The 13,747-nt window shown below is 72.2% G+C and carries 13 protein-coding genes and 1 pseudogene; 5 read left to right on the forward strand and 9 right to left on the reverse strand.

What is annotated here, in order from left to right; translation table 11 throughout:
- Nucleotides 1-43 precede the first annotated feature (43 nt).
- Nucleotides 44-1,327, reverse strand: a complete 1,284-nt coding sequence (locus AB0J02_RS05950) for an adenylosuccinate synthase (RefSeq protein WP_363192344.1) — start codon at nucleotides 1,325-1,327, stop codon at nucleotides 44-46.
- A 172-nt stretch (nucleotides 1,328-1,499) separates the two neighbouring features.
- Between AB0J02_RS05950 and AB0J02_RS05955 the strand changes: the two genes are divergently transcribed.
- Nucleotides 1,500-2,348: a diacylglycerol kinase family protein gene (locus tag AB0J02_RS05955; RefSeq protein ID WP_363192345.1), complete on the forward strand. Its 849-nt coding sequence runs from the start codon at nucleotides 1,500-1,502 to the stop codon at nucleotides 2,346-2,348.
- A 15-nt stretch (nucleotides 2,349-2,363) separates the two neighbouring features.
- Here AB0J02_RS05955 and AB0J02_RS05960 read toward each other — a convergent pair whose 3' ends face one another.
- Nucleotides 2,364-2,762 carry a MarR family transcriptional regulator gene (locus AB0J02_RS05960; RefSeq protein WP_363192617.1) on the reverse strand — a complete coding sequence of 133 codons (399 nt, stop codon included), beginning with the start codon at nucleotides 2,760-2,762 and terminating at the stop codon, nucleotides 2,364-2,366.
- Between the two features lie 228 nt (nucleotides 2,763-2,990).
- Here AB0J02_RS05960 and AB0J02_RS05965 point away from each other — a divergent pair, with 228 nt between their 5' ends.
- Both AB0J02_RS05965 and AB0J02_RS05970 read left to right on the forward strand, forming a co-directional pair.
- Nucleotides 2,991-3,923: an ABC transporter ATP-binding protein gene (locus AB0J02_RS05965; RefSeq protein WP_363192346.1), complete on the forward strand. Its 933-nt coding sequence runs from the start codon at nucleotides 2,991-2,993 to the stop codon at nucleotides 3,921-3,923.
- Nucleotides 3,920-5,545 (forward strand): ABC transporter permease, encoded by a 1,626-nt coding sequence (locus AB0J02_RS05970; RefSeq protein WP_363192347.1) that lies wholly within the window; start codon nucleotides 3,920-3,922, stop codon nucleotides 5,543-5,545. The genes AB0J02_RS05965 and AB0J02_RS05970 overlap by 4 nt, the downstream gene beginning before the upstream one ends.
- A gap of 50 nt (nucleotides 5,546-5,595) precedes the next feature.
- On the opposite strand, the pseudogene AB0J02_RS05975 reads toward AB0J02_RS05970, so the two are convergent.
- Nucleotides 5,596-6,183, reverse strand: a pseudogene (locus tag AB0J02_RS05975) (Uma2 family endonuclease).
- A gap of 133 nt (nucleotides 6,184-6,316) precedes the next feature.
- Here AB0J02_RS05975 and AB0J02_RS05980 point away from each other — a divergent pair.
- Nucleotides 6,317-6,562, forward strand: coding sequence for a hypothetical protein (locus AB0J02_RS05980; RefSeq protein ID WP_363192348.1), 246 nt, complete (start codon nucleotides 6,317-6,319; stop codon nucleotides 6,560-6,562).
- Here the strand turns inward: AB0J02_RS05980 and AB0J02_RS05985 are convergent.
- From AB0J02_RS05985 to AB0J02_RS06000, 4 genes are all read right to left on the reverse strand, one after another.
- Nucleotides 6,528-7,745 (reverse strand): cytochrome P450, encoded by a 1,218-nt coding sequence (locus AB0J02_RS05985; protein ID WP_363192349.1) that lies wholly within the window; start codon nucleotides 7,743-7,745, stop codon nucleotides 6,528-6,530. The genes AB0J02_RS05980 and AB0J02_RS05985 overlap by 35 nt on opposite strands.
- A 19-nt stretch (nucleotides 7,746-7,764) precedes the next feature.
- Complete coding sequence (locus AB0J02_RS05990; RefSeq protein WP_363192350.1) at nucleotides 7,765-8,430, reverse strand: response regulator transcription factor; 666 nt, start codon at nucleotides 8,428-8,430, stop codon at nucleotides 7,765-7,767.
- Entirely contained in the window at nucleotides 8,427-9,818 is a 1,392-nt protein-coding gene (locus tag AB0J02_RS05995; RefSeq protein ID WP_363192351.1) for a histidine kinase, read from the reverse strand. The genes AB0J02_RS05990 and AB0J02_RS05995 overlap by 4 nt, the downstream gene beginning before the upstream one ends.
- 106 nt (nucleotides 9,819-9,924) lie before the next feature.
- A complete protein-coding gene (locus AB0J02_RS06000) occupies nucleotides 9,925-10,800 on the reverse strand; it encodes an alpha/beta hydrolase (RefSeq protein WP_363192352.1) in 876 nt (291 codons plus the stop codon).
- Nucleotides 10,801-10,959: 159 nt separating this feature from the next.
- On the opposite strand from AB0J02_RS06000, the gene AB0J02_RS06005 reads away from it, so the two are divergent.
- Nucleotides 10,960-11,580: a TetR/AcrR family transcriptional regulator gene (locus AB0J02_RS06005; RefSeq protein WP_363192353.1), complete on the forward strand. Its 621-nt coding sequence runs from the start codon at nucleotides 10,960-10,962 to the stop codon at nucleotides 11,578-11,580.
- Here AB0J02_RS06005 and kynU read toward each other — a convergent pair.
- Nucleotides 11,573-12,772: a kynureninase gene (gene kynU / locus AB0J02_RS06010; protein ID WP_363192354.1), complete on the reverse strand. Its 1,200-nt coding sequence runs from the start codon at nucleotides 12,770-12,772 to the stop codon at nucleotides 11,573-11,575. The genes AB0J02_RS06005 and kynU overlap by 8 nt on opposite strands.
- Nucleotides 12,765-13,589, reverse strand: coding sequence for a tryptophan 2,3-dioxygenase family protein (locus AB0J02_RS06015; protein ID WP_363192355.1), 825 nt, complete (start codon nucleotides 13,587-13,589; stop codon nucleotides 12,765-12,767). The genes kynU and AB0J02_RS06015 overlap by 8 nt, the downstream gene beginning before the upstream one ends.
- Nucleotides 13,590-13,747 lie beyond the last annotated feature (158 nt).

Consider the following 13,747-nt stretch of genomic DNA (forward strand, 5'->3'; position numbering starts at 1 on the left):
CGGGGCGCGGTCGGTGCACAGCTGGTGCGCTGCGGCCCGTCGCCTACAGGAACGAGTTGACCTCGATCGTCTCGGTGCGGCCGGGGCCCACGCCGATCGCCGAGATGGGGGCGCCGGACATCTCCTCCAGCGCCTTGACGTACGCCTGCGCGTTCTTCGGGAGGTCCGCGAAGGTCTTGGCCTTCGTGATGTCCTCGGACCAGCCGGGGAGCATCTCGTAGACCGGCTTCGCGTGGTGGAAGTCGGACTGCGAGTACGGGAGCTCCTCGACGCGCTTGCCGTCGATCTCGTACGCGACACAGACGGGGATCTGCTCCCAGCCGGTGAGGACGTCGAGCTTGGTGAGGAAGAAGTCGGTGAGACCGTTCACGCGGGTCGCGTAGCGGGCGATCACCGCGTCGAACCAGCCGCAGCGACGGTCACGGCCGGTGGTGACACCGCGCTCGCCGCCGATGCGGCGCAGCGCCTCGCCGTCCTCGTCGAACAGCTCGGTCGGGAACGGGCCCGCGCCGACTCGGGTCGTGTACGCCTTGAGGATGCCGATGACCCGGCTGATCTTCGTCGGACCGACGCCGGCGCCCGTGCAGGCGCCGCCCGCGGTCGGGTTGGACGACGTGACGAAGGGATACGTGCCGTGGTCGATGTCGAGGAGCGTGCCCTGGCCGCCCTCGAAGAGCACGACCTTGTCCTCGTCGAGCGCCTTGTTGAGGATCAGGGTGGTGTCGGCGACGTAGCCCTTGATCTGCTCCGCATAGCCGAGAAGCTCCTCGACGACCTGCTGGGTCTCGATGGCGCGGCGGTTGAAGACCTTGGTGAGGAGCTGGTTCTTGCCCTCCAGCGCCGCTTCGACCTTCTGGGTGAGGATCGACTCGTCGTAGAGGTCCTGGACGCGGATGCCGACGCGGTTGATCTTGTCCGCGTAGGTCGGGCCGATGCCGCGTCCCGTCGTACCGATCTTGCGCTTGCCGAGGAAGCGTTCCGTCACCTTGTCGACGGTCACGTTGTACGGCGTGATGATGTGCGCGTTACCGCTGAGCAGGAGCTTGGACGTGTCGACGCCGCGCTCGTTCAGACCGCTCAGCTCGGAGAGCAGGACCGACGGGTCGACGACGACACCGTTTCCGATGACCGGCGTGCACTCCGGCGAGAGGATTCCGGAAGGGAGGAGATGCAGCGCGTACTTCTGGTCGCCTACGACAACCGTGTGGCCGGCGTTGTTGCCGCCCTGATAGCGCACTACATAGTCCACGGATCCACCGAGCAGATCGGTGGCCTTTCCCTTGCCTTCGTCACCCCACTGAGCACCGAGCAGCACAAGTGCGGGCACAGGCGTACACCCCTTCCGGTCGGGGCATGTCCAAGGTCAGGGGCCGCAGCCACTGATGAATGCGTAAGCCTTGGGGTGCCCCGGAATAGACCAAGCCCCTGGCGCAATAGCGCAAGGGGCTCTTGCACAAAGATGCTACCCGAGGAAGCGAGGCAAGGCCGAGGTGGCGGCTTTGGACCATTCATCCGACCGGACGGACGAGGGGCTGACGAGGCAGGTGCTGGTGCTCGTGGACCCCGTCGCCCGGCGCGCGGACGGGGAGTCCGTGCGTATCGCCAAGGACGTGCTGTGCGCGGGCGCCAGCGTCAAGGTGTGCCTGCCCGAGGGACCGGAGGAATTCGCGAAAGCGCTGGCCAGACGGGGTGCGCGGCGCCCCGTGGTGATCGGCGACGACCGGGCGCTGGTGCGTGCGGTCTCCCTGTTGCACCGCGAGCGGGAGCTGTCCGCGGCGGTGCTGTCGATGATCCCCGTGGGCGGTGCGGTCTCTCTCGCGCGCTCGCTCGGGATTCCTGTGCAGACGGTGGCGGCGGCGCGGGCCGCGCTGGACGGCGCCGAGCACCGGCTGGATCTGCTGGTGGACGAGAGCGACGGGGTGGTGCTCGGCGGTCTGCGCATTCCGCCGCTCGCCGAGACCCGGGCGGGACTGATCGGCGCGGGGCCGCCGTGGCTGCGTACGTGCCGCTCGCTGGTGCGCACGCTCGCGGCGCGGCCCGCGCGCGTCACGACCCTGGAGTCCGGGGCGCAGGCGCGGCTGCGGGTCGAGGTGGACGGCGTGACGCTGATCGACCTCGACGAGCCGGTGGAGGGCGTCTCGGTGAAACCCGCCATGGGAACGGGCCTCGCCCGCGTCGAGGTCCGGCGGGCGGCCCCGGGTTCGGCACCGCTGCGGGCGCAGGCCCGCGCGGTCACCGTGTCCGGAGAGGATTTCCGCTACCGGGCGGACGCCCTGGCCATCGCGGGCCCGGTGCGCAGCCGGACCTGGACGGTGCGGGCGGGGGCGTGGGGCCTGACACTTCCGTGATCCCCCGCTCCGGGTTCAGTCCAGGCCGAGCGTCTTGCGGTGCTCGCGCCAGCGGTCCATGAGGCCGCCCAGCTCGGTCTGGACGAACTCGAAGAACGCCAGGGTCTCGCCGAGGCGTCGGCCCGCCTCGGAGTCGGGGCCCAGGCTCTCGACGCCGTCCGTCAGCGCGTCGACCCAGCGCTTCAGGACGCTGTCGCGGCTCGCGAGGGCCTCGTACCACTGGTTGCCGTGCACCCGGAACAGGTCGCGCCGCGTCCCGGGCTCCCGCTCGCGGGTGACCATGTGGACCTGTGTCAGATAGCGCACCGCTCCGGACACCGCCGCCGGGCTGACCTGCAGCCGCTCCCCCAGTTCGGCCGCGGTGAGCGCGCCCGCCTCCGAGGAGAGCAGCGCCGCGAAGATCCGCGCGGGCATCCGGGGCAGGCCTGCCTCGACGAGCTGGCCCGCGAACCGCTCGACGAAACGGGAGGCCGCGACCGCCTGTTCCGCCTCGTCAGCCTTCTGCGCGCGTCCGGCTTCCTTGCTGCTCATGTCCCGATCATCTCTCCCGCGTCCGTCTCTCCGGGGCTCCGGGTCCCCGCTCGCGAGTTTATACGCTTCATTAACTTCACAAGTTTGTGAAATCAGCGTACGTTCGAAAACATGACGAAGGCGATCACGGTCTCCGGACTGCACAAGTCGTTCGGCGGGACGCACGCGCTGGACGGCCTCGACCTCGACGTCGAGGCCGGTGAGGTGCACGGCTTCCTCGGCCCGAACGGATCGGGCAAGTCCACCACCATCCGGGTGCTGCTCGGCCTGCTGCGCGCCGACTCCGGCGCCGCGCAACTGCTCGGCCGCGACCCCTGGGCCGACGCCGTCGACCTGCACCGCACCATCGCGTACGTCCCCGGAGACGTCACCCTGTGGCGCAACCTCAGCGGCGGCGAGGTCATCGACCTGTACGGGCGGCTGCGCGGCGGCCTCGACACGGCGCGCAGGGCGGAGCTCCTGGAGCGCTTCGAACTCGACCCGACCAAGAAGGGCCGCGCGTACTCCAAGGGCAACCGGCAGAAGGTCGCGCTGGTCGCCGCCTTCGCCGCGTCCGGCGTCGATCTGCTCATCCTGGACGAGCCGACCTCCGGGCTCGACCCGCTGATGGAGGAGGTCTTCCAGTCGTACGTCGAGGAGGCCGCGCGCGAGCGCGGGCAGACGGTGCTGCTGTCGTCGCACATCCTCAGCGAGGTCGAGGAGCTGTGCGACCGCGTCAGCATCATCCGCAAGGGCCGGACCGTGGAGAGCGGGTCGCTCGCGCAGCTGCGGCACCTGACGCGGACCAGCGTCACGGCCGAACTCGCGGGCGAGCCCAGCGGGTTGGCCGGGCTGCCGGGCGTGCACGACCTCGACGTACAGGGCAACCGGGTCGGGCTCCAGGTCGACACCGGCGAGCTGGACGCGGTGCTGCGGGCGCTGACCGCGACGGGCGTGCGGTCGCTGACCAGCACGCCGCCGACCCTGGAGGAGCTGTTCCTGCGGCACTACCAGGACGACGTGACGCACGCGCAGAGCACGCAGAAGGAAGCGGTGTCGCGATGAGCGCCCTCGTACCCGGCGTATCCGGTACCCGGTTCGCCGCGCGGACCGGCGGCGGTCGCCAACTGGCGGGCACCGGAACGCTGTTGAGGCTCGCCCTGCGCCGCGACCGCGCACTGATCCCGGTCTGGGTAGCGATCATCGCGCTGATGGTGCTGTCCATGCCGACCTCGCTCGGCAGCGTGTACCGCACGGCCGCCGAGCGCGCCGACGTCCTGCACACCATGAACACCAACGGCTCGATGCGCGCCCTGTACGGGCCGGTCTTCGCCGACTCGCTGGGCGCGCTCACCGCCTGGCGCATCGGCACGTTCGCCGCGGTGCTCGCCGCCGTGATGAGCCTGCTCATCGTCGTACGGCACACCCGTGACGAGGAGGAGAGCGGCCGTCAGGAGCTGGTCTCGGCGGCGATGGTGGGGCGCCGGGCGCCGCTGACGGCCGCGCTGCTCACGGCCCTGGTGGCCGACGGCGTACTGGCGTTGCTGCTCGCGGGCGGTCTCGCCGCGCAGGGCGGCGCCGGGGCGCTCGCGTTCGGGATCGCGGTCGGCGGGGCCGGGGCGGTGTTCGCCTCGACGGCGGCCGTCGTCGCGCAGTTCACCGAGAGCGCGCGGCTCGCGCGGGGCGGGACGGCGGCGCTGCTCGGCGCCGCGTTCGTGCTGCGGGCGGCCGGTGACGCGGGGACCGGCGCCGGCTCGTCCGCGCTGACGTGGCTCTCGCCCCTCGGCTGGGTCGGGCAGGTGCGGTCGTTCGCCGGTGAGCGCTGGTGGGTGCTCCTCCTGTTCGCCGCGGCGGTCGCGCTGCAGGGCGCGGTGGCGTACGGGCTGGCCGGGCGGCGCGACCTCGGCATGAGCTTCCTGCCGAGCCGGCCGGGGCCCGCGACCGGGCGGCTCGGCACGGCCGGCGCGCTGGCCCTGCGGCTGCAGCGGGGCAGCCTGGCGGGCTGGTCGGCGGGGTTCCTCGCGGCCGGTGCCGTCTTCGGCGGCATGGCCGAGGGGGCGAGCGACCTGATCGGCGACAACCGGAACACCCTCGACATCATCGAGCGGATGGGCGGCCGCTCCGGCATCACCGACGCCTTCCTCGCCACGATGGCGGGGATGCTCGGGATGATCGCCGCGCTGTACGTCGTCCAGTCCGTCCTGCGGCTGCACGGCGAGGAGACCTCGCAGCGGGCGGAGCCGGTCCTGGCGAACGCGGTCGGGCGGCTCGGCTGGGCCGCGGGCCACCTGGTGATCGCCTTCGCGGGAGCCGCGCTCATCATGCTCCTCGGCGGCCTCGGCCTGGCGATCGGCCACGGCCGGGACGTCGGGCCGCTCATCGGCGCCTGCCTGGTCCAGCTCCCGGCGATCTGGACCCTCGGCGGCGTCGCGGTACTCCTGTACGGCATCGCCCCGCGGGCCGCGCCGGCCGCGTGGGGCACGGCAGGGGCGGCCCTGCTCCTCGGCTGGATCGGCCCGGCGCTGAAGGTGCCGCAGACGGTGATGGGCCTGTCCCCGTACGGCCACTTGCCGAAGCTGCCGGGCGGGGAGATGGCGTGGCCTCCGGTGCTGACGCTGACACTGATCGCGGTCGCGCTCGTGGGGGCCGGGCTTGCGGGGCTGCGGCGCCGGGATCTGTCGGCCTGACACGGGTGCTGTCGTGTTGTGGTCCCGCCGGATCGCCGGTGGGACCGCGGTCAGCTGACGTACCGCTTGAGTTGCTCCGTGTCCAACTCGATCCCGACGGGATCGGGCAGCCGGACGCGCTCGCCGAAGAGAGCCGTGTGGGTGTCGCGGTAGTGCGAGTTCTCCGGGTCCGGGTTGCTGTGCACGATGAGCGCGCCGGCATCCCGGTCCACCAGCAGATGGACGGGGATGTCCGCCTCGGCGTAGGCGGCGGGCTTCTCCACCCGGCCCCGGGCGGACGTGTCGGAGTCGTACGACGCGATCTCGACCGTCATCAGGACGCCCTCGGCATCCACCCAGTTCCCCTGCCCGACGAAACGGTCCACCGGGGCAAGTACGCCGTCGGGCTCCGCCCGGCCCTTTCGATACGCCTCGACCTTGAGTCCCAAGGTAGGCGTGAGGTCGAGCTCCGGCCGTGCCTGCATGCACCGCCGGACCAGTCACATGATGAGTGCGCTGTGATTTGCGTCCGTCACACCCTTGATCCCGATCCGTCCGTTGATGAACTCCAACCTGACGGCCTCGGTCTCCTTGCCGGAGAACTCGGCGATCTTCTCGAACTCCTCCACGGACAGCGTGCGCTCTGCCATAACCGTCATGGTGCCCTCCTTTCCAGGCGGGCACCAGCTTTGCCGAGGCGAACGCACGGGCGGGCCCGATCACCCCGCGATCACCCGTGCGCGTGGCCGGCATCCTGAAACCGGCCACGGAATTCGCACGTCCGTCCTGGACATGGGACAACGCACGCAAGCCGCCGCCGGATGCCTCACCGCGCTCGCCGGGCTCGGGGCCGGGATCGCGGTGTGGGCCGTGCGGGCGCAGGGGCGGGTGAACCGGTTCGAGCAGGGGCCGGAGTGGCGGGTGTTCTTCGTCGAGCTGCCCCTCTGTCTGGTCGGCGGGGTCGGTGCCGGGGCTCTGGCGGGGGCCCTGGTGCACCGGCTGTTCACAGCTCGACGGGGAGGCCCTCCAGGCCCCTGATCACGAAGTTCGGTTTGCGGGACGGTTCCGCGGCCGGGCGCAGTGCGGGGGCCTGGGTGAGCAACGCCCGCATGGACGCGGCGAGTTCGATCCGGGCCAGGGGTGCGCCGATGCAGTAGTGGATGCCTGCGCTGAAGGAGATGTGGGGGTTGTCGGTGCGGGTCAGGTCGAGGCGGGCCGGGTCGGGGAAGACCGCCGGGTCGTGGTTGGCCGAGCCGAAGAGGAGGGCCACCTCGGAGCCGCGCGGGAGGGTGACGCCCGCGATCTCGATGTCGTCGAGCACCCAGCGTTCGAAGAGCTGGAGCGGAGTGTCGTAGCGCATCAGCTCCTCGACGGCGCCGGGGATCAGGGTGTGGTCCGCGCGGAGCGCCGCCAGTTGGCCGGGGTGGCGGAAGAGGGCCCACCAGCCGTTCGCGGTGGAGTTGACGGTGGCCTCGTGCCCGGCGTTCAGGAGCAGGACGCAGGTCGAGATCATCTCTTGTTCGGTGAGCCGGTCGTCGTTCTCGTCGTGCGCCGCGATCAGGCCGGAGATCAGGTCGGTGGCGGTGGGTCGACGGCGCCGTTCCGCTATCAACTCGCGCAGGTAGGCGGTGAATTCGAGCGAGGCGCGGACCGCCGCGCGGGCCGTCTCCTCCGGCGGGTTCAGCTCGTACATGCCGCAGATCGCCGCCGACCAGGGGCGCAGGAGGGGGCGGTCGGACTCCGGGATGCCGAGCATCTCCGCGATGACGGCGACCGGGAGGGGTTCGGCGACCGCCGTGAGCAGGTCGCCGCCGCCGTCCGCGACCAGACCCGCCACCAGCTCACCGGCCAACTTCTCCACGTACGGCCGCAGTTGCTCGACCGTACGCGGGGTGAAGGCCTTCGAGACGAGGCGCCGGATGCGCGTGTGGTCCGGGGGTTCGAGGTCGAGCATGCCGTGGTCGTTGAGGGTGTGGAACGGCTCGTGCTCGGGCGGCGGCGCGGTGCGGCCGAACTCCTCGTGTGTGTACCGGTGTTGATAGGTGCGGCCGAGCCGGCGCTCGCGCAGGAGCGCCGAGACGTCGGCGTGGTGCGGGATCAGGTACTGGCGCGTGGGCTCGAACCAGTGGACCCGGCCGGCCTCCCGCAGCGCCGCGTACGCGGGGTACGGGTCGGCGACGAAGGCCGGGGACCAGGGGTCGAACGGGGCGGGGGCTTCCATGCGGGGACGTTAGTCCCGCTCACCCCGGTGTGACCAGACGTGCCTCGTACGCGAAGACGGCCGCCTGTGTGCGGTCGCGCAGACCCAGTTTCACCAGGACCCGGCTGACATGCGTCTTGATCGTCGACTCGGCGACCACCAGCCGCTCGGCGATCTCCGCGTTCGACAGGCCCTGCGCGATGAGGACGAGCACCTCCGTCTCGCGCTCGGTCAGTTCGCCGTACGCGTCCGGGTTCTGCACGGCGGGCAGCTTCGGGATCTCGGAGAGTTTGGAGAACTCGGTGATCAGCCGGCGGGTGACCGACGGCGCGAGCAGCGCCTCCCCGCTCGCCACCACCCGTACGCCGTCGGCGAGTTGGCGGGCCGAGGCGTCCTTGAGGAGGAAGCCGGAAGCACCCGCGCGCAGCGCCTGGTAGACGTACTCGTCGAGGTCGAAAGTGGTCAGGACGAGGACCTTGGCGCCCTCGTCGGCGGCCACGATCTCGCGGGTCGCCTCGATGCCGTTCAGCTCCGGCATGCGGATGTCCATGAGGACCACGTCGGGGCGCAGCTCGCGTACCTTGGCGACCGCCTCGATCCCGTTGACCGCCTCACCGACGACCTCGATGTCCGGCATCGCGCCGAGGAGGACCGAGAATCCCTCGCGCACCATCATCTGGTCGTCGGCGATCAGCACCCTGATCATGCGCCCGCTCCACTGGTCTCGTCGCCGGTCCTGTCGCCGGCCGCGTCGGCGCGCTCGCGCTGTTCCGGGATCTGGGCGGCGACCGGCACGAAGACCATGATCTCGTAGCCGCCGTCCGCCGTCCGGCCCGCCGTCATCTCGCCGCTGAGCATCGAGACGCGCTCGCGCATCCCGGTGATGCCGTGCCCGGCTCCCGGCGAGGGCTTCGCGAGGGCGTTCGGCCTGCCGTTGACGACGCGCAGGCCGATGCCGCCGAGGACGTAGGAGACCTCGACCGCCGCGTCGGCGCCCGGCGCGTGCCGCAGCGTGTTGCTGAGCGCTTCCTGCACGATCCGGTACGCCGACAGCTCGACGCCCTGCGGCAGCTCGCGGACCGCGCCCGTCACGGCCTTGGTGACGGTCAGGCCCGCGTCCCGCACGTTCTCCAACAGCTTGTCGAGATCGGCGAGCGTGGGCTGCGGGGCCTCGGGGGTGTCGGACTTCTCGAAGGACTCCGCCCGTACGACGCCCAGGACCCGGCGCAGTTCGGTGAGCGCCGCCACCGCGTTCTCCCGGATCGTGACGAACGCCTGCTCCAGCTCGGGCGGCGGGTTCTCGACCCGGTACGGCGCCGCCTCCGCCTGGATCGCCACCACGGACATGTGGTGCGCGACGACGTCGTGCAGTTCGCGGGCGATGTTCGTGCGCTCTTCCAGCAGCGTGCGCCTGTCCCGCTCGACGGCGGTGACCGTGCGCTCCCGGACGACCTGGCGCTGGGTGGTGCGGTTGACCTGGACCAGGGTGACGATGGCGACGGCGACGCCGGAGAACACCAGCATCGGCGCCGAGACACCGGAGTCCAGGCCGCCCATGGCCTCCCCGGCGAGCACCGAGTACACCGCGCTGAGCACCCACATCCAGGCCGCGGTGCGGGGCCGGGTGCGGGCCGCGACCACCATCATCACGACGGTGTGCCCGAAGATGCTGCCGCCCGACCAGGGGTAGAGGTTGCCGCTGGTCAACAGGATGAGGACGGGGGCCGCCGCGAGCGAGACCCAGAAGGCGAGGACCGGCCGCAGCAGGGTGAGCGCCACCGGCAGCGCCGCGATGAGCCCGGCCGCGGTGACCGAGATCGCGTCGCCGTAGAGGCCGAAGCTCCCCATGCCCACCAGAAGCGTGATCAGGGCCAGGAACAGCACGACGGCGTGCGGGAAGTACCCCAGGTGCTTGCGTATGCGGGCCGGGAACAGCCGGGTCCACGGCCCGTCCGTGGCCGCCTCGGGCAGCGGACGGTAGGCACGCACGTCCCGGAACAGGTCCTCGCGCAGCCCTTGCAGCGCCGAGCGCGCGAGGCTGAACTCGGGGCTGCGGTCTCTCGGGGCCCCGCCGGTGGTGGTCGTCTCGGTCATGCCTCGACGGTACGGCCCGGGGCGGGCCCGGGTCGTCCCCAGTCAGACGGGTCCTGCGCGTCCGCCGTGAGTACTACTCGGGGCCGCGCGGGCGGCCCCGGCACCCTCACCAGGCCAGTTGCGCGATCTCCTCCGCGACCACCGCGCAGGCGTCCGCCGCCGGGTCGATCAGCGGGAAATGCCCGACCTCCTCCAGGAATGTGACGCCGACCACCTCGCCCGCCCTGGCCGCCGCGTCCGCGTACGACTCGGCCACCGCGAACGGCACCGTCGTGTCCGCGCGGCCCTGGACGAGGGTCGTCGCGATGCCGGTGGGCAGCAGCTCCGCCGGGTCGGCGTACGGGCGCCGGGCGTCGAACAACTCACCCTCACCGCCGAGCAGTTGGGCACTCGCCCCGCCGCACACGCCCAGCTTCTGCGCGAGCGCGAGGTCCGCGACGGGGGCGAGCGCCACGACACCGCGCAGCGCGGGCGCGGCCGGCGTGTGCCACGGTGAGTCCGCGGGCAGCACGTGCCGGGCCGCGGCCCACAGCGCGAGGTGGCCGCCCGCCGAGTGACCGGTGACGACGGTGCGCCGGGCGTCCGCGGTCGGCAGGTGCTCCGCGACGAGCGCGGGCAGCGCGTCGAGCGCGGCCGCCACGTCGTCGAAGGTCTCCGGCCAGCGCCCGGCCACCGGACCGTCGGCGCCCTGATGCGGCAGCGAACTGCCGCGCCGGTACTCGACGTTGGCGACGGCGAACCCGCGCCGGGCGAGGAAGCCGGCGAACGGGCCCAGGTGCTCTCTGTCGTACGGTGCCCGCCACGCGCCGCCGTGCAGGGCCACGACCAGCGGGGCCGCGGTCGCACCGTTGCGGGGCGCGTAGAAGTCGACGACCTGATCCGGGTGATCGCCGTACGCGACGGTGACGTCCGGCGGGACGGCGGGGTGCGAGAAGGCCGATGCCTCCTCCGCCTCGGCGCGCGCGGCGGCTTCGTCCGGCATGCTCCAACCTCTCGACGTCGCAATGGAATTGCGCGACCCCATGTGAATCAGCGAACCCAGCGGGAATCAGCGGTAAGCGGACGCTACCAGGCCGGTGACGTGCGTCGACACGCACAGTGACCGCATAAACGGTCCTGCTGTGCCGTTACCCTTGCCGTCATGAGCAGCGAACCCGAACCCGGCACGCTCCGTCCCGGCGGCCGCACGGCCCGTGTCCGTGCCGCGGTGCTCGACGCCGCCGGCGACGTACTCGCCGAGCAGGGCTTCGACCGGCTCGACCTGGCCGACATCGCGCGCCGCGCGGACGTCGGCAAGACCACGGTGTACCGGCGCTGGGGCTCGCCCACCGGCCTGGTCGCCGACCTGCTCGCGCAGATGGCGCGGGAGTCGCTGCCGCGCACCGCGACCGGCTCGCTCCGCGGCGACCTGAGCGCCAACGCGCTGCTCGTACGCAAGACGCTGGCGGACGCACGGCAGGGGCCGCTGTTCCGGGCGGTGATCGCGGCCGCGACCTGTGACGCGCGGACGGCCGACGCACTGCGGCAGTTCTACGAGGTGCGCGTCGCGGAGTGGGCGCCGGCCGTCGAAGAGGCCGTCGCCCGGGGCGAGTTGCCCGCGGGGACCGACGCCGCCGAGGTCGTCCGGGCGGTGTCGGCCCCGCTGTACTACCGCCTGCTGACGACCGGGTCCGCGCCCACCGGGGCGGACGCGGACCGGGCCGTGGCCGCCGCCGTGGCGGCGGCCGAGGCCGGCGTCTACGCGAGCGCCCCTGTCACGTGAGCGTCTCGGCGAGCACCTTCGCCGCCCGCTCCACCTCCGCGAACCCCAGATACAGCGGTGTGAACCCGAACCGCAGCACATCCGGCGCCCGGAAGTCGCCGACGACGCCCGCCGCGATCAGCCGGTCCATCACCTCGCCCGCGTCGTCGCAGACGAGCGCCACCTGACTGCCCCGCTCGGCGTGCGCGGCCGGGGTCACCGGCCGCACCCGCCCCGCCGGGACGTACTCCTCGACGCACTCCAGGAAGAAGTCCGTCAGGGCGAGGGACTTGGCGCGGACCGCGGCGACGGAGACGTCCGGCCGCGACCAGACCGCGAGCGCCGCCTCCAGGGCGAGCATCGACAGGATGTCCGGCGTGCCGACACGCCCCCGCGGCGCGCCGTCCGCGGCCTCGTACTCCGGCCGCATCCCGAACGGCTCGGCGTGCGAGTTCCAGCCCGGCAACGGCGAGTCGAAGGCCGCCTGGTGCTCGCCCCGCACGTACAGGTACGCGGGGGAACCCGGGCCCCCGTTCAGGAACTTGTACGTGCAGCCGACCGCGAGATCGACCCCGTGCTCGTCGAGCCCGACCGGCAGCGCGCCCGCGCTGTGGCACAGGTCCCAGACGCTCACGGCGCCCGCCGCGCGGACCGCCGCCGTCAGAGCCGGCAGGTCGTGCAGGCGGCCCGTGCGGTAGTCGACGTGGTTCAGCAGGACGGCCGCCGTACGGGGGCCGAGGGCGCCCGGCACCTCGCCCGGCGCCACCGCCCGCACCGAGCACCCGGTCATCCGGGCGGCGGACGCGGCGATGTATCCGTCCGTCGGGAACGTGGCGGCGTCGACGAGGATCTCGTCCCGCCCCTCCCCCGCGAGCCGTACCGCGGCCACAAGTGCCTTGAAGATGTTGACGCTCGTGGAGTCGCCGACCACGATCCGGCCGGGCGCCGCACCCACCAGCGGGGCGATCAGGTCACCGATCCGCTCGGGCGCCGTCCACCAGCCGGACTCGGTCCAGGAGCGGATGCGCAGCTGCCCCCACTCGCGCCGCACCACGTCGTCGAGCCGCCCGGGGACGTTCGCGGGCAGCGCGCCCAGCGAGTTCCCGTCGAGGTAGACGACGTCGTCGAGGACGAACTCCTCGCGCACCGCGCCCAGTCGGTCCTCTGCGTCGAGCTTGCGCGCCCGCTCGTGCGGAGAAGAACCTTCAGACATGGGACCTCGCCGTCCACAGCTCGGGGAACACGTTCTTCTGCGCGCGCTTCTCCAGCCACGCCACACCGGCGGAGCCGCCGGTGCCGGTCTTCGCGCCCATGGCCCGGCGGGTGGCGACCAGGTGGTCGTTGCGCCAGCGCCACACCAGCTCGGCGACGTCCGTCAACGCCTCGCCGAGACGGGCGAGTTCGGCGCTCTCGTCCCCGGCGTACAGGGCCGTCCAGGCGGCCTCCACCCGGGGCGAGGGCTCGTAGCGCTGCGACACGTCACGGTCGAGGACGGCCAGCGGCACGTCGTGGCCGCGCCGCGCGAGCAGCCGCAGCACCTCGTCGTACAGGCTGGGCTCGTGCAGGGCCTTCTCCAGCTCGGCGTGGACGCGGGGCGCGCCACGGTGCGGCACGAGCATCGACGCGGACTTGTCGCCGAGCAGGAACTCCATGCGCCGGTACATCGCCGACTGGAACCCGGAGCCCTCGCCGAGAGCGGACCGGTAGGAGTTGAACTGGGCCGGGGTGAGCTGTGCCAGCGGCCGCCACGAGGCGTTCAGCGCCTCCAGCTCGCGCACCGACCGCTTCAGCGCGGCCACGGCGGCCGGTACGTCGTCAGCGGCGAGGGCCCGGGCCGCGGTCTCCCACTCGTGCACGATGACGGTGAACCACAACTCCATGACCTGGGTCGTCACCAGGAAGACCATCTCGCCGGGATCGTCCGAGCGAAGGTGCTGGAGGTGGGTGAGGACATCGGCCTGGACGTAGTCCTCGTAAGGCGTGGTGCCCGCGAAGTCGAGATGCGGTGTTGCTTCCGCGTCATGGGACATCGCTGTCTCCTGATATGTACTCCGGGTAGCGGTCCGCCCTGCCGTTACCGGCACGGGGCCCCGGTCCCCGCCTCGCATCCTTCACAATCGTCCCCCGAAACTGCAAGGCCCGCCTGATCATCCCCCACTGCCTCAAGGGCGTGGGGGGACCCCCAGGC

Source organism: Streptomyces sp. NPDC050264, from assembly GCF_040655895.1.
Taxonomy (GTDB): Bacteria; Actinomycetota; Actinomycetes; order Streptomycetales; family Streptomycetaceae; genus Streptomyces.